Source organism: Paraburkholderia sp. NMBU_R16, assembly GCF_013282575.1.
Classification (GTDB): Bacteria; Pseudomonadota; Gammaproteobacteria; order Burkholderiales; family Burkholderiaceae; genus Trinickia.
The window spans coordinates 1-23,302 of sequence record NZ_JAAAYE010000021.1 but is presented as its reverse complement, the minus strand read 5'-3'; the positions used below and the strand labels follow the sequence as shown (position 1 = coordinate 23,302).

At 64.5% G+C, this 23,302-nt stretch carries 25 protein-coding genes; 12 read left to right on the top strand and 13 right to left on the bottom strand.

Annotated elements, in window-relative coordinates; all coding sequences use genetic code 11:
• Positions 1–25: 25 nt before the first annotated feature.
• Complete coding sequence (gene pdxH, locus GWC77_RS12960; protein ID WP_173257309.1) at positions 26–664, bottom strand: pyridoxamine 5'-phosphate oxidase; 639 nt, start codon at positions 662–664, stop codon at positions 26–28.
• A gap of 192 nt (positions 665–856) precedes the next feature.
• Here pdxH and GWC77_RS12955 point away from each other — a divergent pair, with 192 nt between their 5' ends.
• Entirely contained in the window at positions 857–1,723 is an 867-nt protein-coding gene (locus GWC77_RS12955) for a ThiF family adenylyltransferase (RefSeq protein ID WP_173257307.1), read from the top strand.
• Between the two features lie 63 nt (positions 1,724–1,786).
• On the opposite strand, the gene trxA is transcribed toward GWC77_RS12955, so the two are convergent.
• From trxA to tsaE, 4 genes are all read right to left on the bottom strand, one after another.
• Positions 1,787–2,635 (bottom strand): thioredoxin, encoded by an 849-nt coding sequence (gene trxA / locus GWC77_RS12950; protein ID WP_173257305.1) that lies wholly within the window; start codon positions 2,633–2,635, stop codon positions 1,787–1,789.
• A gap of 77 nt (positions 2,636–2,712) precedes the next feature.
• On the bottom strand, positions 2,713–3,594 hold the full coding sequence (locus tag GWC77_RS12945) for a pirin family protein (RefSeq protein ID WP_173257428.1): 882 nt from the start codon (positions 3,592–3,594) through the stop codon (positions 2,713–2,715).
• 100 nt (positions 3,595–3,694) lie between these two features.
• Positions 3,695–5,272, bottom strand: coding sequence for an N-acetylmuramoyl-L-alanine amidase (locus GWC77_RS12940; protein WP_173257303.1), 1,578 nt, complete (start codon positions 5,270–5,272; stop codon positions 3,695–3,697).
• On the bottom strand, positions 5,254–5,790 hold the full coding sequence (gene tsaE, locus GWC77_RS12935; RefSeq protein ID WP_173257302.1) for a tRNA (adenosine(37)-N6)-threonylcarbamoyltransferase complex ATPase subunit type 1 TsaE: 537 nt from the start codon (positions 5,788–5,790) through the stop codon (positions 5,254–5,256). Before tsaE ends, GWC77_RS12940 begins: the two co-directional genes overlap by 19 nt.
• Before the next feature lie 43 nt (positions 5,791–5,833).
• Here tsaE and queG point away from each other — a divergent pair, with 43 nt between their 5' ends.
• The 5 genes from queG (at position 5,834) to plsY (ending at position 9,835) form a co-directional block, all read left to right on the top strand.
• Entirely contained in the window at positions 5,834–7,141 is a 1,308-nt protein-coding gene (gene queG, locus GWC77_RS12930) for a tRNA epoxyqueuosine(34) reductase QueG (protein ID WP_173257301.1), read from the top strand.
• Between the two features lie 16 nt (positions 7,142–7,157).
• Positions 7,158–7,643: a methylated-DNA--[protein]-cysteine S-methyltransferase gene (locus GWC77_RS12925; RefSeq protein ID WP_173257300.1), complete on the top strand. Its 486-nt coding sequence runs from the start codon at positions 7,158–7,160 to the stop codon at positions 7,641–7,643.
• Positions 7,640–8,590: a site-specific tyrosine recombinase XerD gene (xerD, locus tag GWC77_RS12920; protein ID WP_173257299.1), complete on the top strand. Its 951-nt coding sequence runs from the start codon at positions 7,640–7,642 to the stop codon at positions 8,588–8,590. Before GWC77_RS12925 ends, xerD begins: the two co-directional genes overlap by 4 nt.
• 34 nt (positions 8,591–8,624) lie before the next feature.
• Entirely contained in the window at positions 8,625–9,116 is a 492-nt protein-coding gene (gene ybaK / locus GWC77_RS12915; protein ID WP_173257298.1) for a Cys-tRNA(Pro) deacylase, read from the top strand.
• A 74-nt stretch (positions 9,117–9,190) separates the two neighbouring features.
• Positions 9,191–9,835: a glycerol-3-phosphate 1-O-acyltransferase PlsY gene (gene plsY / locus GWC77_RS12910; RefSeq protein ID WP_173257297.1), complete on the top strand. Its 645-nt coding sequence runs from the start codon at positions 9,191–9,193 to the stop codon at positions 9,833–9,835.
• Between the two features lie 34 nt (positions 9,836–9,869).
• Here plsY and GWC77_RS12905 read toward each other — a convergent pair whose 3' ends face one another.
• Complete coding sequence (locus GWC77_RS12905) at positions 9,870–10,355, bottom strand: YajQ family cyclic di-GMP-binding protein (protein WP_173257296.1); 486 nt, start codon at positions 10,353–10,355, stop codon at positions 9,870–9,872.
• Between the two features lie 147 nt (positions 10,356–10,502).
• On the opposite strand from GWC77_RS12905, the gene murB reads away from it, so the two are divergent.
• On the top strand, positions 10,503–11,534 hold the full coding sequence (murB, locus tag GWC77_RS12900) for a UDP-N-acetylmuramate dehydrogenase (protein ID WP_173257295.1): 1,032 nt from the start codon (positions 10,503–10,505) through the stop codon (positions 11,532–11,534).
• Positions 11,535–11,577: 43 nt separating this feature from the next.
• Here murB and argF read toward each other — a convergent pair whose 3' ends face one another.
• A complete protein-coding gene (argF, locus tag GWC77_RS12895) occupies positions 11,578–12,507 on the bottom strand; it encodes an ornithine carbamoyltransferase (RefSeq protein ID WP_173257294.1) in 930 nt (309 codons plus the stop codon).
• Between the two features lie 235 nt (positions 12,508–12,742).
• Here argF and GWC77_RS12890 point away from each other — a divergent pair, with 235 nt between their 5' ends.
• Positions 12,743–13,075, top strand: a complete 333-nt coding sequence (locus GWC77_RS12890) for a DUF3579 domain-containing protein (protein WP_173257293.1) — start codon at positions 12,743–12,745, stop codon at positions 13,073–13,075.
• 208 nt (positions 13,076–13,283) lie between these two features.
• Here GWC77_RS12890 and rpsT read toward each other — a convergent pair whose 3' ends face one another.
• Positions 13,284–13,559: a 30S ribosomal protein S20 gene (gene rpsT, locus GWC77_RS12885; protein ID WP_173257292.1), complete on the bottom strand. Its 276-nt coding sequence runs from the start codon at positions 13,557–13,559 to the stop codon at positions 13,284–13,286.
• 221 nt (positions 13,560–13,780) lie between these two features.
• Here rpsT and murJ point away from each other — a divergent pair, with 221 nt between their 5' ends.
• Both murJ and GWC77_RS12875 read left to right on the top strand, forming a co-directional pair.
• Complete coding sequence (murJ, locus tag GWC77_RS12880) at positions 13,781–15,331, top strand: murein biosynthesis integral membrane protein MurJ (protein WP_173257291.1); 1,551 nt, start codon at positions 13,781–13,783, stop codon at positions 15,329–15,331.
• A 5-nt stretch (positions 15,332–15,336) separates the two neighbouring features.
• Positions 15,337–16,176: a SirB1 family protein gene (locus GWC77_RS12875; RefSeq protein ID WP_173257427.1), complete on the top strand. Its 840-nt coding sequence runs from the start codon at positions 15,337–15,339 to the stop codon at positions 16,174–16,176.
• Between the two features lie 116 nt (positions 16,177–16,292).
• Here GWC77_RS12875 and GWC77_RS12870 read toward each other — a convergent pair whose 3' ends face one another.
• The 5 genes from GWC77_RS12870 to lpxK form a co-directional block, all read right to left on the bottom strand.
• On the bottom strand, positions 16,293–17,051 hold the full coding sequence (locus tag GWC77_RS12870) for a 3-hydroxyacyl-CoA dehydrogenase (RefSeq protein ID WP_173257290.1): 759 nt from the start codon (positions 17,049–17,051) through the stop codon (positions 16,293–16,295).
• Positions 17,052–17,231: 180 nt separating this feature from the next.
• A complete protein-coding gene (gene adk, locus GWC77_RS12865; protein WP_173257289.1) occupies positions 17,232–17,894 on the bottom strand; it encodes an adenylate kinase in 663 nt (220 codons plus the stop codon).
• Between the two features lie 204 nt (positions 17,895–18,098).
• A complete protein-coding gene (kdsB, locus tag GWC77_RS12860; protein WP_173257288.1) occupies positions 18,099–18,917 on the bottom strand; it encodes a 3-deoxy-manno-octulosonate cytidylyltransferase in 819 nt (272 codons plus the stop codon).
• Between the two features lie 61 nt (positions 18,918–18,978).
• Positions 18,979–19,185 (bottom strand): Trm112 family protein, encoded by a 207-nt coding sequence (locus tag GWC77_RS12855; protein WP_173257287.1) that lies wholly within the window; start codon positions 19,183–19,185, stop codon positions 18,979–18,981.
• On the bottom strand, positions 19,166–20,203 hold the full coding sequence (lpxK, locus tag GWC77_RS12850) for a tetraacyldisaccharide 4'-kinase (protein WP_173257286.1): 1,038 nt from the start codon (positions 20,201–20,203) through the stop codon (positions 19,166–19,168). The genes GWC77_RS12855 and lpxK overlap by 20 nt, the downstream gene beginning before the upstream one ends.
• A 383-nt stretch (positions 20,204–20,586) precedes the next feature.
• Here lpxK and xseA point away from each other — a divergent pair, with 383 nt between their 5' ends.
• Together xseA and sodB are read left to right on the top strand one after the other, a co-directional pair.
• Positions 20,587–21,969 (top strand): exodeoxyribonuclease VII large subunit, encoded by a 1,383-nt coding sequence (xseA, locus tag GWC77_RS12845; protein ID WP_173257285.1) that lies wholly within the window; start codon positions 20,587–20,589, stop codon positions 21,967–21,969.
• Positions 21,970–22,196: 227 nt separating this feature from the next.
• A complete protein-coding gene (gene sodB, locus GWC77_RS12840) occupies positions 22,197–22,775 on the top strand; it encodes a superoxide dismutase [Fe] (protein ID WP_173257284.1) in 579 nt (192 codons plus the stop codon).
• The last annotated feature ends 527 nt before the right edge of the window (positions 22,776–23,302 follow it).

The window sequence follows — 23,302 nt, the reverse complement described above, 5'->3', positions numbered from 1 at the left end:
AAAACCAGTCCGTTTCAATCTTCTGTCATGGCGATAGGCGTGAGATCTGCCAGCTCGCGTCGGCATTGCGCGTGTACACGATGCGGTCGTGCAAACGAGACGGTCGACCTTGCCAGAATTCCATCCTCGCCGGCACGACGCGGTAGCCTCCCCACTGCGGCGGGCGCGGGGGATTGTCGCCGAATCGCTCGGCAAACGCTTTTTCACGCTCCTCGAGCACTGTGCGGTCGGTAATTTCGCTGCTTTGCTCGGAGGCCCATGCGCCGATACGCGATCCGAGCGGGCGCGACGCGAAATAGGCATCGCTCTCGTGAGCGCTCGTTTTCTCGACCGTGCCTTCGATGCGCACCTGACGCTCGAGCTCGATCCAGTAAAAAAGCAGACTTGCCCGCGGATTGATCGCCAGATCGTGGCCCTTGCGGCTTTCGTAATTCGTGAAAAAGACGAAGCCTCGCTCGTCTGCTCCCTTTACCAGCACGATACGGGCCGACGGCTGCCCCAGCTCGTCCACGGTGGCAAGCGTCATCGCGTTCGGCTCGGGCACCTGGGCGTCGAGTGCCTGCTGGAACCAGAGCTGGAACTGGCGGATGGGATCGGCCTCGACATCGTGTTCGTCGAGCGACCCGCGCGCGTATTCGTTGCGAAGTTCGGCAAGAGTGATCATCTTCTTATGTGACCGCTTCAGTCGGTTCAAGTATAGCCAAGGCCGAAAAAACGTGCGCGACCGCGCTCCTGTCGTCTTTTCGAAAGCAACGGCCGGGGCACGCTATCGGGCACAATAGACCCCTGCCCCTCGAGTGCAGTCTTTCTCCGTAGTTTCGACCGCGGTTTTCACGCAGCTTTCACTTTACGCATCATGTCCGCCACTCAGGGAACGAGCCCCGATCTTATCCATCTCCCGCGCACTGAGCATGATCTCGATCATGCGGACCGTGCGCGGCGCTTCGGCGGGGTGGCGCGGCTCTACGGCGCTCGCGCCCTGGCCGCGTTCGAGCGGGCGCATGTGGCCGTCGTCGGGATCGGCGGCGTCGGCTCGTGGGTGGCGGAGGCGCTTGCGCGCAGCGCGATCGGCACACTGACGCTCGTCGATCTCGACAACGTGGCCGAGAGCAACACGAACCGCCAGATCCATGCGCTCGACGGCAATTTCGGCAAGCCGAAAGTCGAGGCGATGGCCGAACGCATCCGCCTCATCGACCGGGCTTGCGACGTGCGCCTCGTCGAGGACTTCGCCGAACCGGACAACTTCGAGGCGCTCTTCGGCGGCAGGCTCGATTACATCGTCGATGCCATCGACAGCGTGCGCACCAAGACGGCGCTCATCGCCTGGTGCGCGGCCCGCGGGCAACCGCTCGTCACGGTGGGCGGCGCGGGCGGCCAGCTCGATCCGACGCGCATTCGCATCGACGATCTCGCCTCGACGATTCAAGATCCGCTGCTCTCGAAAGTGCGCGCGCAATTGCGCAAGCACCACGGTTTCCCGCGTGGACCGAAGGCGAAGTTCAAGGTCAGTGCCGTCTATTCGGACGAGCCGCTCATCTATCCCGAGGCGGCGGTATGCGACATGGACGATGTCGCCCAACATCTGGAAGCGTCGCCCGGGCATGCGGGGCCGATCGGCCTGAATTGCGCCGGGTTCGGCTCCAGCGTGTGCGTGACCGCGAGCTTCGGTTTTGCGGCGGCCGCGCACGTGCTGGCGGCGCTGGCAAAGGCCGCGGGGTAGGCGGGAAGGCGGAAGCGGCGGCCAAAACGGCGTTCCCGCGCCGTGCCGCCGCCGCGCCTTTCGTCAGTGAAGGGCCGCGCTGAGCTTACGCCGCCATTCGGCCACGAGCTCGGGCTGGTGCGCAGCGAGATCGAAGACCGAGAGCATCGTCTTGCGCCCGATGTCGTCGCGGAACGTCCGGTCCCGCTTGACGATCTCGAGCAAGTGCGCGAGCGCCCCACCGTAATCGCGACGCGCGATCAGCGCGCTCGCGAGGTCGAAGCGGGCTTCGAGATCGCCCGGATTCGTCGCGATGCGCGCCTCCAGCGCATCGGTCGGCGGCAGCTCGGTTGCCGCGTCGAGCGCGTCGAGCCGCGTTTTCAGCGTGTTATAGCGCACGTCGATGCCTTGCTTCGTCTTCGGCGAAAGCCGCTCAACCTCCGTGCGCGCCTCATCGATGCGCTCGTCGTCGAGCAGCGCCTGGATCAGATCCAGCCGCGCGTCGTCGTTGCCGGGCTCGAGTGCAAGCGCGGCTTGCAGGTGATCGATCGCCACGTCGCGCTGGCCGCTTTGCAGCGCCGCCAGCGCGCGCTTATGCTCGGTTTGCGCGGTGTTAGGCACGAGCCGATCGAGAAATGCGCGCAACTGACTCTCCGGCAATACGCCGATGAATTGATCGACAGGCCGGCCATCGGCGAATGCCAGGACATGCGGAATGCTGCGCACTTGAAAGTGGGCTGCCAGTTCCGGGTTTTCGTCGACATTGACCTTCACGAGGCGCCATTTTCCGGCGTAGTCCTGCTCGAGCTTTTCGAGCAGCGGGCCGAGCGTCTTGCACGGACCGCACCACGGCGCCCAAAAATCGGCGAGGACCGGGACGAGCTTGGACGCCTCGATCACATCCTGTTCGAAAGTGGCCAAAGTGGTGTTCATCGCATCCTCGTTTGCAGTAGACGTGCGGCTCAGATTGGGACCGGGCCTCAGCATTTCAACCCTGCGCCGTCACCGCCTCACCGGTGCGGGCGCTCGGGAAGCGGGATCCACTCCGTCTCGCCTTCGATTCGGCCCATCGTCTGCTCGCTCCAGGCGCGCTTGGCGGCCTCGATCTTTTCGCGCGAACTGGCCACGAAGTTCCATTCGATGAAACGCTCGCCCGGAAGTTTCGCGCCGCCAAGCAGCATGGCGGTGGCCCCGCCGGTGCTGGCGAGCGTCGCCGTCTCGCCGGGGCTCAGCACCGCCATATGGCCCAGTGGCAGCGGCATGCCGTCGATCGCGAGATCGCCGTCGACTAAATAGACGCCGCGCTCGTCGTGCTCGGTGTCGAGCGCCAGTGCGCTTGCGGGCGCGAAGCGCGCCGCCACGTACAGCGTGGGCGAGAACGTACGCACGGGCGAGCGTGCGCCGAAGGCAGAGCCCGCGATTACGTCGAGCGTGACGCCGCCGCGCTCGATGCGCGGCAGTGTCGCGGCCGCGTGATGCTCGAACGCAGGCTCGATCGTTTCATGCTCGAGCGGCAGCGCAACCCAGGTCTGAATTCCGTGCATGCGCGGTCCGCGGGCTCGCTCATCGGGCGGGGTCCGCTCGGAGTGGACGATGCCGCGTCCCGCCGTCATCCAGTTGACGTCGCCCGGCACGATCGTCTGCACGGAACCGATGCTGTCGCGATGAACGATGGCGCCTTCGAACAGGTAGGTCACCGTCGCAAGACCGATATGCGGGTGCGGGCGAACATCGAGGCCCTCGCCGGGCGCAAGCGCGGCGGGACCCATGTGATCGAAGAAGATGAAAGGACCCACGAGGCGCGCGGCGAGCGCGGGCAGCACGCGCCGTACGGCGAAGCCGCCGATGTCGCGCTGCGAAGGCTTGAGGACCGCTCGGACCGACTCAGGCAGCGGTGACGATTCCGGTACAGGCGACATGGCAGGCTCCGTGGCGACGCGCCGTTGCGCGACGACGCCATTGTACCGGGGCGTCTGTATCGATCTGTGTCGATCAGGTCATGCGGCTCTTGGCGAGCGGCGGATTGGCCGCGAAATAGCGTTTGATGCCTTTCAGGATCGCGCTCGCCATTTGATTGCGATAGTTCTCGTCGTTCAGGCGCGCTTCTTCCTCGGGATTGCTGATGAAAGCCGTCTCGACGAGGATCGAGGGGATATCGGGCGCCTTCAGTACCGCGAAGCCGGCTTGCTCGACAGCACCCTTGTGCAGCTTGTTGATGTCGCCGATCTCGCGCAGCACGTACGATCCATAGCGCAGCGAATCGCGGATCTGCGCCGTGGTCGACATATCGAACAGCGCGCGATTCACGGCTTCATCCGCTGTCTTGACGTTGATCCCGCCGATCAGATCGGACGCGTTTTCCTTGTTCGCCATCCAGCGTGCCGCCGCGCTCGAGGCGCCGTGCTCCGAGAGCGCGAACACGGACGAGCCGCGCGCCGCCGACGTCGTGAATGCGTCGGCGTGGATGGAAACGAAAAGATCCGCGCTGACGCGCCGTGCCTTTTGCACGCGAACGTTCAGGGGCACGAAGAAATCCGCATCGCGCGTCATCATCGCGCGCATGTTGGGCTGCGCGTCGATCAGCGCGCGCAGCTTCTTCGCGACATCGAGCGCAATGTGCTTTTCGTAGGTGCCCGCGCTGCCGATCGCGCCCGGGTCTTCGCCGCCATGGCCCGGGTCGATCGCGACGGTCAGCAGCCGAACCGTGCGCCCGGGTTTCGGCGTCGAAAACGGGTACGCTTCGTCACCCAATCCGTCATCGCCATTGCGCGCAAGCGCGCTGTCCGAGCCGTCGCCAGTCGCCTGGCCGCCGCCGGTTTCCTTGCCGCTCTTGCCATGGGCGAAGCTACCCGGCTTGCGCCCTGATGGGGCGTTGCCGCTGCCGGCATGTCCTTCCGGCGGCACGTTCTGAGCGTAACGCTCGAAGAACGCATCGCTGTTGTCGTGGGGCGCGGGCGGCGCACTGGGGCCCCCGAGCGGTGCCGGCGCGAGCGGCTCGTTGCCGGACTGGTTTTCGCCGAGTTGTTTTTCCTTACGCTCGGTTTGCGCGAGCAGGTCCATGAGCGGATCGGGGGCGACGGTCGGGTACAGGTCGAGCACGAGCCGGTAGCGATACGTCCCGACGGGCGGCAGTGAAAACACTTGCGGCTTGACCGAGCCCTTGAGGTCGAACACGAGCCGCACGACATGCGGCTGAAACTGGCCGACGCGTACCGAGCGGATCTGCGGGTCGTTCGGTGCGATCTTCGAGACGAGATCGCGCAAGGCCTGATCGAGATCGAGCCCTGACAGATCGACGACGAGCCGGTCCGGTCCCTGCAGCAGTTGCTGCGTGTTTTGCAGCGGCTGGTCCGATTCGATCGTGACGCGCGTGTAATCGCGCGCGGGCCAGACGCGCACGCCGAGCACCGAACTCGCAAGCGCGTTGGCCGGCGCGAGCAACGGCGCGGCAAGCCCGACGAGCAGCGTCGAGGCGCCGGCGCGCAGCACCTTGCGCCGGCGCCAGCTCGGCGCCGCCGTGGCGGCCGATTCGATCGAATGGAACGGCTTGATCAACATCTTTCTAGACATGCTTTTCCTGATTCGCTGTAAGCGCGCGCATCGAGCCGACGGCGCTCACCCTCGGTTTCGAGCGCGAAGACCAGATCGGGCACGCCCAGCAACTCGCCGGCCTTTTCCGGCCATTCGACGAGGCAGACGGCACCCGAATCGAAATACTCGCGAAAGCCGGCGTCGGCCCATTCGGCCGGGTCGGCAAACCGATAGAGATCGAAGTGATAGACGTCGAACTGGCCCCCGTCGCGCGGCAGCGCATACGGTTCGACGAGTGTGTAGGTGGGACTCCGCACGCGGCCCCGGTGTCCGAGCCCTGCAAGGGTGGCACGCACGAGCGTCGTCTTGCCGGCGCCGAGATCGCCGAGCAGTTGCACATGCAGGCCCTCGAATGCAGGCCTCGCGCGCACCGCGTCGATCGCCGCTGCGAAACGTGCGCCGAATGCTTCGGTGGCGGCGAGGTTCTCGAGCGCAAAAGTGCGCTCGAGCAGGACGCTCGCGGGCGGATGAAGCGACGAATCGGGCGCCACGGGCATTCTCGTAAAATAGCGTGATGAACGATGTACGGAACACGCCGCCATGAGCAGGAAGACGTCCGAAGCGGCAGGCGCTTCGCACGACGCTTCGCGTCGCGAAGAGAGGACCGCCCTGGGCTCGCGTCTCGACGATGCGGCGCTGGCGGCGCTCGCACAGCGGATCAAGGCATGGGGCAGCGAGCTTGGCTTCGGTGCGATCGGCATCAGCGATATCGATCTGTCCGAGGCCGAGGCTGGGCTCTTCGCCTGGCTCGAGGCGGGGTGCCACGGCGAGATGGATTATATGGCCAAACATGGGGTGAAACGCGCGCGGCCGGCCGAGCTTGTGGCCGGAACGCGACGCGTGATCACCGCGCGCATCGCCTACGTGCCGGCCGCCGTGCTCGAACCGCGCAAGGTTGAAAGCGGCTCGTCAGGCGACGTATCGGGTAGGCGGACCGATTCGGGCGTCAAATCGTTCAAATCGTCCCGATCGGCCATTGCGCCCGAAGACGCACCGGCCGACTGGCGCGCGCGCGAGCACGCGCGGCTCGCCGACCCCTCGGCGGCCATCGTGTCGATCTACGCGCGCGGCCGCGACTATCACAAGGTCATGCGCCAGCGGTTGCAGCAGTTGGCGGAGCGCATCGAACGGGAGATCGGCGAATATGGTTACCGTGTGTTCACCGATTCGGCGCCGGTGCTCGAAGTCGAACTCGCGCACAAGTCGCGCATCGGCTGGCGCGGCAAGCATACGCTGCTGCTCGAGCGCGATGCGGGTTCGCTCTTCTTTCTCGGCGAGATCTATGTGGATATTCCGCTGCCCGTCGATACGAGCGAACCGTCCCGCCCGGCCGGAGCGCATTGCGGACATTGCACGCGCTGCATCTATGCCTGCCCGACCGGGGCGATCGTCGCGCCGTATCGGGTCGATGCGCGACGCTGCATTTCTTACTTGACGATCGAGCTGCGGGGCAGCATCCCCGTCGAATTGCGTCCGTTGATCGGCAATCGCGTCTACGGTTGCGACGATTGCCAACTCGTGTGTCCGTGGAACAAGTTCGCGCAGGCCGCGCCCGTGGACGACTTCGACGTGCGCCACGGGCTCGATCGCGCGACGCTCCTCGAGCTGTTCGCCTGGAGCGCCGATGACTTCGATCTGCGCTTGCAAGGCAGTGCGATTCGGCGTATCGGTTACGAATGCTGGCTGCGCAACCTGGCCGTCGCGCTCGGCAACGCGTTGCGCGTCGAAGGCGACACGGCGCTCGATGCGGCCGCTCGCGAGCGCGTCGTCGCGGCATTGCGCGCGCGCGCCGGCGATGCATCGGCGCTCGTGCGAGAGCACGTCGAATGGGCACTCGAGGCGGCATGAGCGAAGGAGAGGGACTATGTTGAGCGCCGTGATGGACGCGCCTTTCTGCAAGGTGGGTATTCGCGTGAACGATGCGGCCGGCGTCGTCGAGCTGATCGAATATCTGCCCGCGTCGGCCGAGCAGCGTGCACCGGTCTCGCCGCTCGCCCAACGCGCCGTGGCACAAATCGCGCATTACTTCGAAACGGCCGCTGCGTCGTTCGATCTGCCGCTTGCGGATGTCGGCACGCCTTTTCAGCGGCGCGTCTGGCAGGCGATGTGCGCAATTGCCCCAGGCGAGACGCGCACTTATGGTGAACTCGCGCGCGAGATCGATGGCGTGCCGCGCGCCGTCGGCCAAGCCTGCGGCGACAACCCGTTTCCTATCGTGATTCCGTGTCATCGCGTGGTGGCGGCGAACGGCCTCGGCGGCTTCAATCATCATGCCGGCGATGGTTTCTACCTGCGCGTCAAGCGCTGGCTCCTCGCGCATGAAAGCGCACAGCAGGCGCTCGCGCTATGAGCGAGCTTGCCGATTTCGACGCGGCGCTTCCCGCGGACGACGCGCCGGCGCCCGAAGCCGTGGCGAGCACGCAGTCGATCGACGCGTTTTGCGATGCGCTCTGGCTGGAGCAAGGGCTGGCCCGCAATACGCTCGAAGCCTACCGGCGCGATTTGCGCCTGTTCGCGCAGTGGCTGGGGCGAGAGCATCGGCTGCGCATCGACGAGGCGGCCGAACTCCACGTCAACGGCTATCTCGCCGCGCGCAGCGACGGCAAGGCGACATCGGCGAACCGGCGCCTTTCGGTGTTCCGCCGCTTTTATGCGTGGGCCATGCGCGAGCATCGCGCCAAGGCCGATCCCACACTGCGAATCCGCTCGGCCAAACAGCCGCCGCGGTTCCCGTCGACGCTGACGGAAAAGCAGGTCGAGGCCCTGCTGGCCGCGCCGCAGATCGATACGCCGCTCGGCCTGCGCGATCGCACGATGCTCGAACTCATGTATGCGAGCGGATTGCGTGTGAGCGAGCTGGTGACGCTCAAGACTGTCGAGGTCGGGCTGAACGAAGGTGTCGTGCGCGTGATGGGCAAGGGCTCGAAAGAGCGGCTGGTTCCGTTCGGGGAAGAGGCACACGGCTGGATCACGCGTTATCTGCGCGATGCGCGGCCTGCCTTGCTCGCTGCGCGCAGCGCCGATGCCCTTTTCGTGACCGCGCGCGCCGAGGGCATGACGCGCCAGCAGTTCTGGAACATCATCAAGCGCCACGCGCGCGCGGCCGATATTCGCGCCCCATTGTCGCCGCACACGCTGCGGCACGCGTTCGCGACGCACCTGCTGAACCACGGTGCCGATCTGCGCGTGGTGCAACTGCTGCTCGGCCACGCCGATATTTCGACGACGCAAATCTACACACATGTGGCGCGCGAGCGACTGAAGACGTTGCACGCGGCCCACCACCCGCGCGGCTGATCCGCGCGCGTGTCGGTCGCCGTACAATGCGCCGATGAACAAAACGAAACATGTGTCCGAGACCCCCGCGACGCAGGTGCTGCGCCGCCATGGCATCCGTTTCGGCGAGCACCCTTACGATTACATCGAGCATGGCGGCACCGCCGAATCGGCGCGCCAACTCGGCATCGACGAACACCACGTCGTCAAGACGCTCGTCATGGAGGACGAGCATGCCAAGCCGCTCATCGTCCTCATGCATGGAGACCGCACGGTATCGACCAAGAATCTCGCGCGGCAGATCGGCGCGAAACGTGTCGAACCGTGCAAGCCCGAGGTGGCGAGCCGGCACTCGGGCTATCTCGTCGGCGGCACATCGCCGTTCGGCACGAAAAAGTCGATGCCGGTCTATGTCGAAGCCTCGATTCTCGAACTCGCTTCGATCTATCTGAATGGCGGCCGCCGCGGCTATCTGGTGAGCCTCGAGCCCCGCGTGCTGAGCGCATTGCTCGATGCAAAACCGGTCCACTGCGCGAGCGTCGATTGAACGGGCGGCCGTGTTCGGTAGAATGTGCGCCGCACTCGGCCTTACGCGCACGTTACTGTTGAAAGAGCCTCTCCATGGAAATTCTCGTTGCCGCCGTTCTCGCCTATCTGATCGGCTCCATTTCGTTTGCCGTCGTCGTCAGCGCCGCGATGGGCCTGGCCGATCCGCGCTCCTACGGCTCGAAGAACCCCGGTGCGACGAACGTGCTGCGCAGCGGCAACAAGGTCGCGGCCGTCTTGACGCTGGCAGGCGATGCGTTCAAAGGCTGGCTCGCCGTCTGGCTCGCAGCGCATGTGGGGCCGCGCTACGGCCTCGATGACAATGCGGTCGCCGCCGTGGCGCTGGCCGTCTTCCTCGGCCATCTGTACCCGGTATTCTTCAGGTTCAAGGGTGGGAAAGGCGTCGCCACGGCCGCTGGTGTCCTGCTTGCGATCAACCCGGTGCTCGGGCTCGCGACGGTGCTGACCTGGCTCATCGTTGCGTTCTTCTTTCGCTACTCGTCGCTGGCTGCGCTCGTGGCCGCCGTGTTCGCCCCGCTTTTCGACGTCTTCCTGTTTGGCCCCAACGTCGTGGCCTGGGCCGTTTTTGCGATGAGCGCGCTGCTGATCTGGCGCCATCGCGGCAATATCGGCAAGCTGATTGCCGGCAAGGAAAGCCGTATCGGCGAAAAGAAGAGGCCGGCGGCGCCTGGCTCGCACGCGCACCCGCGCAAGCACTGACGCGTGCTCGCGCGGCTGGCGAGCACGCGCGGGTTCAGTCGCGGAAGTTGTTGAAGTCGAGCGGCGTATCGGTCACATCCTTGCGCAGCATCGCTATCACGCTTTGCAGATCGTCGCGTTTGGCGCCCGATACGCGCACCGCATCGCCCTGAATACTCGCCTGGACCTTGATCTTGCTGTCCTTGACGAGTTTGACGATCTTTTTCGCCAGATCGCCCGACACGCCCTTTTTGATCGTGACGATCTGCTTGACCTTGTCGCCGCCGATTTTCTCGATCTTGCCGTAGTCGAGAAAACGCACGTCGACATTGCGCTTGGCCATCTTCGCGATGAGGACGTCCTTGAGCTGGCCGAGCTTGAACTCGTCATCGGCGAACATCGTCAGCTCGCGCTCTTTTTGCTCGACTCTCGAATCGGAGCCCTTGAAATCGAAGCGCGTCGAAATTTCCTTGTTCGACTGTTCGACCGCGTTTTTCACTTCGACCATGTTGGCTTCGCAAACGACATCGAACGACGGCATAGAGGTTTCTCCCAGGGGTTGAAGCATCGGCGACGCGAACCGCGTGGCGGGCGTCACTCGCTATAATCACGGACCGACCGCCATTTTACCGATCCCATTCTCATTTGCCCAAGCTGCGGCGTGTCGCCGCCGCCAGGGGCCTTGCCGATGTCCGCTACCGATTCCGTCGTCTTTCTCGCGAACTACCCGCTGCGCGCGCACAACACGTTTGGCTTCGACGTCCGCGCGCGTCTAGCGTGCCGCATCGAACGCCCGGAGCAGTTCGCGCTTGCCGCGCGCGATGCCCGTGCGGCCGGCATGCGCACGCTCGTGCTCGGCTCGGGCAGCAACATCGTCTTCACGGACGATTTCGACGGACTCGCGATGATCGTCGAGCTGACCGGCAAGCGGCTCGTGCGCGAGGACGACGAGGCCTGGTACGTCCGGGCGCATGCGGGCGAAAACTGGCACGCGTTCGTCGCGTGGACGTTATCGATGGGTTGGCCGGGGCTCGAGAATCTCGCGTTGATTCCAGGCACCGTCGGTGCCGCGCCGATTCAGAACATTGGCGCTTACGGGCTCGAGATGTGCGAGCGGTTCGCCTCGCTCGAAGCGGTGGAACTCGCGACGGGGGCTCGCGCCGAATTCGACGCGAACGCGTGCCGTTTCGGCTATCGCGATAGCGTGTTCAAGCGAGAGGGGCGCGAGCGCTTCGCGATCGTCTCGGTCACGTTCCGTTTGCCGAAGGCCTGGACGCCGCGCGTCGATTATGCGGATCTCGCGCGCGAGCTCGACGCGCGTGGGGTGGCCCCGACGCCTCAGGCGGTGTTCGATGCGGTGGTGGCGGTGCGTCGCGCGAAACTGCCGGATCCGCTCGTGCTCGGCAACGCGGGCAGTTTTTTCAAAAATCCGGTCGTCGACGCTTCGACCTTGGAAGCCCTGCGGGAGAGCTCGCCCGATATCGTCGCTTACCGCCAGGCTGACGGCCGGGCGAAGCTTGCGGCCGGCTGGCTCATCGACCGATGCGGCTGGAAAGGAAGGGCGCTTGGGGCAGCGGCCGTGCACGAGCGCCAGGCGCTCGTCCTCGTCAACCGCGGCGGGGCCACCGGTGCCGATGTGTTGGCGCTCGCTCGTGCGATTCAAGCCGATGTGCGCGAGCGATTCGGCGTCGAGCTCGAGCCCGAGCCGCTCGTCATTTGAGCATTCGAAGGCGGCGGCCCTTCATCGGGCCGGCGCATGAGGCTCAGTGATTGAGCTTGCCGAGCAGCAGGAACTCCATGAGCGCTTTTTGAACGTGCAGCCGGTTTTCGGCCTCGTCCCAGACGACGCTTTGCGGACCGTCGATGACTTCCGCGCTGACTTCCTCGCCGCGGTGAGCCGGCAGGCAATGCATGAACAGGGCATCGGCTTTCGCGCGACCCATCATGTCCGTGTCGACGCACCACTCCGCGAATGCGGCCTTGCGCACCTCGTTTTCCGCTTCGAAACCCATGCTCGTCCAGACATCGGTCGTCACGAGATCCGCGCCGCTGCACGCTTCGTTCGGATCGTCGAACTCCTCGTAAAACGGCGCGCTTTCAGGCGCGACGAGCGAGCGCTCGAGCTTATAGCCGGCCGGCGTTGAAACGCGCAGCTTGAAGCCGAGAATCTGGGCCGCCTCGATCCACGTATAGAGCATGTTGTTCGCATCGCCGACCCACGCGACGACCTTGCCGGCGATCGGCCCGCGGTGCTCATAGAACGTGAAGATATCGGCCAGCACCTGACACGGGTGATATTCGTTCGTCAGCCCGTTGATGACGGGCACGCGCGAGTTTTCGGCGAAGCGGTGGAGGATGTCCTGCCCGAACGTGCGAATCATGATGATGTCGACCATCCGGGAAATGACTTGCGCCGCATCCTCGATCGGCTCGCCTCGGCCCAGTTGGGTATCGCGCGTGCTCATGAACACCGCGTGGCCGCCGAGCTGGAAGATGCCGGCTTCGAACGAGAGCCGCGTGCGCGTCGAATGCTTCTCGAAGATCATCGCGAGCGTGCGGTCGTGCAGCGGGTGATAGGTCTCGTAGTTCTTGAACTTGCGCTTGAGAATGCGAGCACGTTCCAGCACGTATTCGTACTCGTCCAGCGAGAAATCCTTGAACTGCAGATAGTGACGGACTTTTTTGTCAGACATAAAGCAAATACGGCGGACTTGACCGGCCGGAGGGGGCCGGGCGGTGCCGCCGTGCAATGGATAACCTAATGCAGCATAAAGGATTTCCCGCCGTTTGACGAGTCGGCGGCAGCGTCACGGTACGCCCTTTGCTTCTTGTGTGCGGTGCGGAAGAAAGTCCGTTCCGGTATAATCGACAAGTTTCCTCAAGCCCGGCGGGCATGCCAGCTTCGGGCGCCTCACATGGGTTTCTTGCATGGTCGAAGCACCCTTCACCGAGTATTTCATTCAGGGCATCACCCATGACGGGAAGAAGTTTCGGCCGAGCGATTGGTCGGAGCGTCTGGCCGGCGTCATGGCCCGCTACGGTCCCGGCGTGCGGGGCCCCAATGCCCGGCTACAGTATTCGCGTTACGTGCGCCCGACGTTGCTCGGCGATCTCAAATGCGTCATTCTCGACTCGCGCCTGCGCGAACTCGAGCCGATGGCGTTCGATTTCGTCATGAACTTCGCGAAAGATAACAACCTCGTCGTCACCGAGGCCTGTGAATTGCCGGAAGACTATGGCGCGATGAAGCGCGGACGCTGAAACGTCGCGCCCGAAGGCCGCCTGAGGCCGTTCTCAGGTGCGCGACGAGGGAAGCGCTGGGGAAGAAAGGTGCACAGCAAAAAGCCCGCAACGTTCGTTTGCGGGCTTCTTTTCGTCTTCACCAGCGCTCGATCATTCCGCGCCATTCGAGATGGCCAAGCGGGAAAGCGCCGCTTGCGGCGCTCGAGCGCAAAGGCTGACTGCGAGGTTACTGCGCAGCGGGCTGCAGTGCCTTGACGGCAGCGGCCAGGCGGCTCTTGTGGCGAGCGGCCTTGTTCTTATGCACGATCTTCTTGTCGGCGATGATGTCGAGCGTCTTGGCCGAGAGACGGAAGACTTCGGCAGCCTTGGCTTGATCGCCGGCTTCGATCGCCTTGCGGACAGCCTTGACCGCCGTGCGGTACTTCGAGCGAAGCGCCGAGTTGTGCGAGTTCGCTTTCGCGGCTTGGCGGGCGCGCTTGCGTGCTTGTGCAGAGTTAGCCATGAGAGTTCCTTGTCCTGTACTGTTTTCCCGGTGCCCGGCCGAATGTTGGTTCAGGCACCGTTTTTCGATTCAACCGCCGGGAACGGTTGCCCGGGGCGCAAAAACCGTTGGCGAAGCGAGACAGAGCTTCGAAACGCGCGAGTATAGCAACAAAATCAGGCACCTGGCAAATTTCACGCCGCAGCGGAGAGAACATCGGCTGTCCGTATAATAGGCGCCCCATGAATCTCTTCCGAGCCCTGCTGACGGTCAGCGGCTTCACGCTGCTCTCCCGCGTGACCGGCCTGATCCGCGAAACGCTGATTGCCCGAGCCTTCGGTGCAAGCCAGTTCACCGACGCCTTCTATGTCGCTTTCCGCATTCCGAACCTGCTACGGCGGCTCTCGGCCGAGGGGGCATTTTCGCAAGCGTTCGTGCCGATTCTCGCCGAATTCAAGAATAGCGAAGGGCACGATGCGACGAAGCGGCTCGTCGATGCCATGTCGACCGTGCTCGCCTGGGCGCTCGCGGCCATCTCGCTCGCGGGGGTGGCGGGGGCCTCGTGGGTTGTGTTCGTCGTCGCATCCGGGTTGAAGAACGACGGCCAGGCATTCGTCTTCGCCGTCTCGATGACGCGGATCATGTTCCCGTACATCATCTTCATCTCGCTGACGACGCTGGCTTCCGGCGTGCTCAACACCTACGGAAATTTTTCGCTGCCGGCGTTCGCGCCCGTGCTGCTGAATATTTCGTTCATCGTGGCGGCGTTGGCCGTCGCGCCGCATCTGAGAGTACCTGTGTTCGCGCTCGCGTGGGCCGTCATCGTGGGCGGCGTGCTGCAATTCGCCGTGCAATGGCCTGGGCTGCGCAGAATCGACATGGTCCCGCGCATCGGGCTCAATCCGATCGCAGCGCTTGCCCATCGCGGCGTCAAGCGTGTGCTCGTCAAAATGGTGCCGGCCACTTTCGCCGTCTCCGTGGCGCAGCTCAGCCTCATCATCAACACGAACATCGCATCGCGGCTCGGGCCCGGCGCCGTGTCCTGGATTAACTACGCCGACCGCCTGATGGAGTTCCCGACGGCGCTGCTCGGCGTTGCGCTTGGGACGATCCTGCTGCCGAGCCTCTCGAAGGCCCACGTCGACGCCGACACCCACGAGTATTCGGCCTTGCTCGATTGGGGATTGCGCGTGACATTTCTACTCGCCGCACCGAGTGCGCTCGCGCTCTTCTTCTTCGCCGAGCCGCTGACCGCGACGCTATTCAACTATGGCCGATTCGACGGCTTTTCGGTCGTGATGGTCGGGCGCGCACTGGCCGCCTACGGGGTCGGGCTCGTCGGGCTCATTCTGATCAAAATCCTCGCGCCGGGTTTCTACGCGAAGCAGGACATCAAGACGCCGGTGAAGATCGGTGTGGGTGTGTTGATTGCGACCCAGATCGGCAATCTCGTGTTCGTGCCGATCTTCGCGCACGCCGGGCTGACGCTGAGCGTCGGGCTCGGCGCTTGCGTCAATGCGTTGTTGTTGTTCGCCGGGCTGCGCCGGCGCGGCATTTATACGCCGTCGAGCGGATGGACGTTGTTCCTCGCTCAGCTGGCCGGTGCGTCGCTCGTGCTGGCCGGCGCGATGCACTGGTGCGCGGCGAACTTCGACTGGATCGGCATGCACGCGCGGCCGCTCGAGCGCATCGGCTTGCTCGCCGCCTGCAGCGTGCTCTTTGCCGCGCTATATTTCAGCATGCTGTGGCTGATGGGTTTCAAATACGCGTACTTCAGAAGGCGAGCCAAGTGACGATCATGACATCGGTTCTCGATTACTTCGCCAGCCTGGTTGCGGAGGACGACGGCCTGCCGCTCACCGAGACCGCGCTTGCGATCGCTCAGGATGCCTATCCCGACGTCGATTTGCAGGCCACGCTGGCCGAACTCGACGAGCTCGCGTTGCGGCTCAAGCGCCGCTTGCCCGCCGAGGCGGGGCTGACCGAAAAAATTGGCGCGCTGAACCGATTCTTTTTCCGCGACCTGGGGTTCGCCGGCAATCTGAACGACTACTACGACCCCGACAACAGCCATCTCAATACGGTGCTCAAGCGGCGCCGCGGCATTCCGATCACGCTGGCCGTGCTCTATATGGAGCTGGGCGAGCAAATCGGCGTGCCCGTTCATGGCGTTTCGTTTCCCGGTCACTTCCTGATGCGCGTGACGTTGCCGGAGGGCGATGTCATGCTCGATCCGACAACGGGCCAGTCGCTTTCCGAGGCGCAGATGGTGGAGATGCTCGAGCCCTATCTTTCACATGTGACCGAATCGCTCGGCAGCGCGCTGCGCATGCTGCTGCAGCCGGCGACGAGCCGCGAGATCATTGCGCGCATGCTGCGCAACCTGAAGGCGATTTATCTGCAAACGGAGCGCTGGCAGCGCTTGCTTGCCGTGCAGCAGCGGCTCGTCATCTTGCTGCCGGAGGACGTCGAAGAGGTGCGCGACCGCGGTTTCGCCTACGCGCGGCTGGACTACCTGCGGCCTGCGCTCGAAGATCTGGAGCGCTACCTGAGCGATCGCCCCGATGCGGAAGACGCGATGACCGTGGAAACGCAGCTCCAGGAGTTGCGTCAAAGGACGGATCAAGGCAACGGCTGAGCGCACCCGCCGCGGCGCCGGCGTTCTCGACGTGACCGAGCACTGAGCGCCACGAACATTCTGGAAACGCCCGCAAGCACGATGCACGCTGCGGGCGTTTTGCCGTTCGGCACCCGTTATTTCGGCTGCATCCGGATGGCACCGTCGAGCCGAATGACCTCGCCGTTCAACATCGGATTGTCGAGGATCTGCTTGACCAGCATCGCGTATTCGTCCGGTCTACCGAGGCGCGACGGGAACGGCACCATGGCACCGAGCGAGTCCTGCACTTCTTTCGGCATGCCGAGCAGCATCGGCGTCTCGAAGATGCCCGGCGCAATCGTCATCACACGAATCCCGCTGCGCGCCAGATCGCGTGCGATCGGCAACGTCATCCCGGCGACGCCGCTTTTCGAAGCTGCATAGGCGGCTTGGCCGATCTGACCGTCGAACGCGGCGACCGAGGCCGTATTCACGATCACACCGCGTTCGCCTTGCGCATTGGGTTCGTTTTTCGACATCGCGGCGGCGGCGAGGCGCAAGACGTTGAACGTACCGATCAGGTTGATCTCTACCGTGCGGCGAAATGCCTCGAGCGGGTGGGGGCCGTCCTTGCCGACCGTCTTGACGGCCGGCGCCACGCCGGCGCAATTCACGAGGCCGACGAGCTTGCCGAGTCCGAGCGCGGCATCCACGGCGCGCTGCGCATCCTCTTCGCGGCTCACGTCGCATTTGACGAAGGTGCCGCCGAGTTCGCCCGCAAGCGCATTGCCCGCCGCTTCGTTCAAATCGGCGAGGGCCACCTTGCCGCCTTCTCGTGCGATGAGGCGTGCCGTTGCGGCGCCAAGCCCCGATGCGCCTCCGGTGATCAGGAATGCGTTGCCGCGAATTTCCATGCTGTGACTCCTTGACGTGTTGACTGGATGGCGGCCCGCGCCGGCGCGGCTCGTGACCGCGGGGCGATGGACCGCAGCAGATTGTAATCGCTTGTCGCGGGCGCAAAAAAACCCGCCGGCGAGGGCGGGTCTTCTGGGCGGTTACCGAGCGCTTGTCGTGCGACGAAATCGAGCGTGTCGTTACACGAGCGCTTCGAACACGCGCTGGCGAATATCGTCGACCGAACCGAGTCCCGAAATGCGGCGGTACTGCGGCGCTTCGAGGCCGTTCTCGGCACCACGCTGTGCCCATTGCTGGTAGTACTCGATGAGCGGCTTCGTCTGCGCGACATAGACGTCGAGCCGTCTTTTCACGGTCTCTTCCTTATCGTCGTCGCGCTGGATCAGCGGCTCGCCCGTCACGTCGTCCTTGCCTTCCACTTTCGGCGGATTGAATTTCACGTGATAGGTACGGCCCGAGCCCGGGTGTGTGCGGCGGCCGCTCATGCGCACGATGATTTCGTCGAACGGCACATCGATCTCGAGAACATAATCGATCGCAACGCCGGCCTGCTTCATCGCTTCGGCCTGCGGCAGCGTGCGCGGAAAACCGTCGAACAGATAGCCCTTCGCACAATCGGGCTCGCGCAGCCGTTCCTTGACGAGATCGATGATGAGCGCATCGGGGACGAGTTCACCCGCATCCATGAAGCGCTTGGCTTCGACGCCGAGCGGCGAGCCGGCTTTCACCGCCGCGCGCAGCATATCGCCGGTCGAAATCTGCGGAATCCCGAATTTTTCCTTGATGAAGTTCGCTTGGGTACCCTTTCCGGCGCCGGGCGCACCCAACAGGATCAAACGCATGGTGATATCTCCGAATTGTATGGAATGCTTCGGCGCGAAGTTCGAGCGGATCGGCCATCCCCGCGGACACCCAGTGGCGGTGTCCCGCCGGCGGCACGGCCCATCGGGCAACGTGTTCGCGAAGGCGGGCGGCGAAGCGGGCGGGAACCGGAAGCCGAGTGTTGCGAATGCTCGCGCTTTTCGGGCCTGATTATGCCACGCCCGTCAACGCTCCAAGCTAAAAAGCAGGCGCACGCGCTCGAGGTCGGCCGGCGTATCGACGCCGGGTGCGGGCGCATCGGGTGTGACGAGCACGGCGATGCGCTCGCCGTGCCACATCGCGCGCAGTTGCTCGAGCATCTCGGTCTGCTCGATCGGCGCTTGCGCGAGCGTCGGGTACGTGCGCAGAAAGCGCGCGCGGTAAGCGTAGAGCCCGATATGACGAAAGACGGTATCGGCCGGCGGTGACGGCATCGCCGCCACGTCGAGTGCGCCTGTCGAGCAATGCGGCTGATAGGCATCGCGCATCCACGGAATCGGCGCGCGCGAGAAGTAGAGCGCCCGGCCGCGCGCATCGAGCACGACTTTGACGACGTTGGGACTGAAGACCTCCGCGGGCTCTTCGATCGGATGGGCCGCCGTCGCGATCGCACAGTCGGGATGGGCTGCGAGATGCGACGCCACCGCGCGGATCAACGCGGGATCGATGAGCGGTTCGTCGCCTTGCACATTCACGACGATGGTGTCGTCGCTCCAATTGAAATGGGTGGCGACCTCGGCGAGCCGGTCCGTTCCGGACGGGTGATCGGCACGCGTCAACAGCGCGTCGATCCCCCACACGCGGGCAGCGTCGATGACGCGCGCATCATCGGAAGCGATCAATACCTGCGACGCGCCTGCTGCGCGCGCGCGTTCGGCCACACGCACGACCATCGGCCTGCCGGCGATATCGGCGAGCGGCTTCTCGGGCAAGCGCGTGGAAGCGAGGCGCGCGGGCACCACTGCGACGAAAGACGCAGAGTCGGGCGTTGGGGAGTCGATCATCGAAGGAGGCGCTACTGCGGATGGGAAGGGATGCTTTCGGTCGCGGCGACTTTTCGTGGCCTCATGCGCCGCCGGCGGGATCGAGCGGCTCGACGGGGGTACCCTCGACCGTTTGCCGGGCTTCGTCGACGAGCATCACCGGGATGCCGTCGCGAATCGGATAGGCGAGCTTGTCGGCCTGACAAATCAATTCCTCGTGGGCGCGATCGTAGCGCAGCGGCCCCTTGCAAATCGGGCAGACGAGAATTTCAAGCAGGCGAGCGTCCACGGAGTTTCTCCACAACGAGTGCGATAAGGCGGCCAGGTAGCGTGGCTTCGACAGGAACGACCCAGATTCGCGCGTCGTGCCGGGAGCGCAATTTTACCGCATCCTTTTCGGTGATCAGAATGATGTCCGCGCGCGTGTGCGCAAATGGATCGTCGCGAAAGGCGTAGTGATCGGGCAGCGCGAGCGTTTCGGGGGCGAGACCCGCGGCACGCAGCGTCGCGAAAAAGCGCTCGGGCGAGCCGATGCCTGCCGCGGCGAGCACACGCTCGCCGGCGAATTGCGAAAGCGGTCTGCGCAGCGCCGGATCGGCGAGATGCCAGGCGTCGCCGGGCGCGATCGCGAGGGCGAACGTGTCGGGCCACGGCGGCAGCGTCCGGTTGAATGGATCGTTGACGAGCGTGGCGTCGCGCCTGCGCGAGAGCGGCTCGCGCAATGGGCCCGCGGGCAGCGGCAAGCCGTTGCCCGCCAAGCGCTGATCGAACACGACGATTTCGATGTCGCGCGCGAGCCGGTAGTGCTGCAGGCCATCGTCACTGACGATCACGTCGACATCGCGGTGCGCTGCGACGAGTGCATGGGCCGCAGCGACGCGATCGGGGCACACCCAGACCGGTGCACCGGTGCGACGCGCAATGAGCAGCGGCTCGTCGCCGGCTTCGTCCGGGCGTGAGGCCGAGGTAACGGCCCGGGGGCGGCGCAGCTTCGCCCCGTAGCCGCGCGACACTACGCCGGGGGTGAATCCGGCCGAGCGCAGCGCGTCGACGAGTGCGATGACGGTCGGCGTTTTCCCCGTTCCCCCTACCGTCAGATTGCCGACGATGATGACGGGCACTCCAACGCGCACGCGCTCCCGCCAGCCGAGCGAGAAAGCGATGCGGCGCAGGGCCGCGACGACGCTGAACATACAGGCCAACGGGACACATGCGATCGCGAACATGCCGCGGCGTTGCCATTGTCGGGCGATGTACGCTTCGAGCCGCGCTAGGGTTCTCTCGGCGAATCGGTTAAGAACGCGCATATCGTCGGTCGGTTGGGCTCGTATCGCTGCAGTGGGAACCCGGCACTCTAGCGCGCCCGGGCGGCGCCGGGCAAGGCCCGGCTGGAGCGGGGGCGCTACGCGCAACGCGCGACGGTTGTGGATAACTCTGTGAAGAACCCTCGTCACAAACGACGCAAAGGCCGATAAATCAAGCATCCCATCGGCGACCGTGTTTGTGTGAACAAATAAAAATCGTTGTTAATCAAAGGGTTGCGATAATTGGTCGCGCTCTTGCGCCACGCGTACGCCGTGCGGCCCGCAATGCTCGATATGTGGGAAACCTTGCATCGCGTGGCCCAATTTCGACTGGACGTCGGCCGGGTGGCGGACTATCGTCTGTCCAGCAAAAAACGGGACCTCGAATGCATTCATATTCTTCATCCGGATTACCGGGCGGCGGGCCCGACGGCGAGCTGGCCATCCCCGTGTCGGTGCTCAATCGGGCTGTCAGCACGATGCTCGAACGTTCGTTTCCGCTGACGTGGGTGGCCGGGGAGGTGTCGAACTTCACGCGGGCGGCGAGCGGACATTGGTATTTCTCGATCAAGGATGCGCAGGCGCAGATGCGCTGTGTGATGTTTCGGGGCCGCGCGCAATACGCCGAATTCACGCCGCGCGAAGGCGACAAGATCGAGGTTCGCGCGCTCGTGACGATGTACGAGCCGCGCGGCGAGCTCCAGCTCAATGTCGAGGCGGTGCGTCGCACGGGCGTCGGCCGGCTCTATGAAGCGTTTCTGCGATTGAAGACGCAGCTCGAAGCGGAGGGGCTTTTCGCCGCCGAGCGCAAGCGTGAGTTGCCGACGCATCCGCGCTCCATCGGCATCGTGACATCGCTGCAGGCGGCCGCCCTGCGCGATGTGCTGACGACGCTGGCGCGGCGCGCGCCTCACGTGTCGGTCATCGTCTATCCGGCGCCCGTGCAAGGGGCGGGCGCTGGCGAGAAGCTCGCGGCGATGATCCGGCAGGCCAACGCGCGGCGCGAGGTCGACGTACTGATCGTGTGCCGCGGCGGCGGTTCCATCGAAGATCTCTGGGCTTTCAACGAAGAAGTGCTTGCCCGTGCGATCGCGGCAAGCGATCTCCCCGTGGTGAGCGGCGTGGGCCATGAGACGGACGTGACGATTGCCGATTTTGCCGCCGATGTGCGCGCGCCGACGCCGACAGGGGCGGCCGAGCTCGTCAGCCCGCAGCGTACTGTTCTGCTGCGCGAACTCGATCAGCGCGTCGCCGCGCTGGCGCGCGGCTTCGGCCGCCTGATGGAGCGGCGCGCGCAGCAACTGGATTGGCTTGCACGCCGGCTCGTGAGTCCGGCCGAGCGCTTGCGGCGACAGCGCGTGCATCTGGAGCAATTGCAGGCGCGACTCGCCGCGGCGGCAGGACGGCCGGTGCGCGATGCGCGAGCGCGCTTTGCGGTCGTGCGTCTTCGCTGGCAGCGGTGGCGGCCCGATTTGGCGGCTGAGCGCGCCGCGCTGATCGGATATGCGCGCCGCCTCGATGTCGCGCTCGCGCGCCTGGCCGAGCGGCAGGAAGCGAAACTGGGCACGCTTTGCGCTCGACTCGAAGTACTCAGCCCGCAACGCACGCTGGAGCGCGGCTATGCGGCCCTGCTCGACGGCGAGACGGGGCGGGCGATCCGCAGCCCGAGCGCGGTGAAACCCGCGCGTCGCTACACGGTCCACCTCGCGCAAGGGGCGGCGGATGTTTCGTTCGCCGATGTGCAGCCGCGCCTGACCGATGGTTTCTGAAGGACCGTGGCGAAGATGCCCGGGCAGGTAGCGGGCTTTCGAAAGATGCGACCATAGGCCGCGATCTCAGCATTTTTTACGTCGTTGCGTCGAGGCTGCGGTCAATGCTGCGGAAAAAGGGCTACTGATTTGTGGGGTTATTCCAAGTCGCCTACAATCCAAGCCTCGGAAGCGTAACCTGCGACAAAGTACCCCACACTCGATCAATCGATAGAAGGAACTGCACCATGGAACATAAGCTCCCGCCGTTGCCGTTCGACAAGAAAGCGCTTGCGCCGCATATGTCGGAAGAGACGCTCGAATTCCACTACGGCAAGCATCACCAGGCCTACGTCACGAATCTGAACAATCTGATCAAGGGCACGGAGTTCGAGAATCTCTCGCTCGAAGAGATCGTCAAGAAGTCGTCGGGCGGCATCTTCAACAATTCCGCACAAGTCTGGAACCACACGTTCTTCTGGAATGGCCTGACGCCGCAAGGCGGTGGTGCGCCGAAGGGCGCGCTGGCCGACGCGATCAACGCCAAGTGGGGCTCGTACGATGCCTTCAAGGAGGCCTTCACGAAGGCGGCCGTGGGTAACTTCGGCTCGGGCTGGACGTGGCTCGTGAAGAAGGCGGACGGCTCGCTCGATATCGTCTCGACGAGCAACGCGGCTACGCCGCTCACGACGGATGCGAAGGCGCTCCTGACGATCGACGTCTGGGAACACGCCTACTACATCGACTACCGCAACGCGCGTCCGAAGTTCGTCGAAGCGTTCTGGAACATCGTGAACTGGGATTTCGCCGCGAAGAACTTCGCGTAAGTCCAACGCCGCTGTAGCGTCGACTAAGTAGTGCAATAAAGTTTTGAAACTGTAGCTAAATTGAAAGCCCTCGGTATGAGGGCTTTCTGCTTTGGCTTCGCTGTTTTGGGTCCCAAACTTCCAATGGAGGCGGATATCTGCCGCAGCGTCGACTGCGATTCAGTGAGAACAACTCCAATCGCTCCGGGACAAGGCGGCGGCGCCGTCTCGATCGGACCATCATCGACCTCGCACGAACGAGTCGGGCCGGTGATATGCGTCGCATAATGAGCCAACGGTAGCTTTTGCCCCCTTGCTGACGCCGCGCCCGCGACTAGTTCCAACGGGCAGTTTGCGACCGGCCGGGGGGCGGCAAGCGATCCCGCTTCGGTGGGACAGTTTTTTTAAAGCCGGTCGGTCCTGACCTGCCCCCTTCGGTAGGGCCAGTCGGCTTCTAGCAAAGTCCCTTTAAACCAGCTCCTGGAAAGCGGCAGGAGCATCCGCTGTTGCCCGATGTTTCGCCGCGAACTCTGCTGGCGAAAGATAAT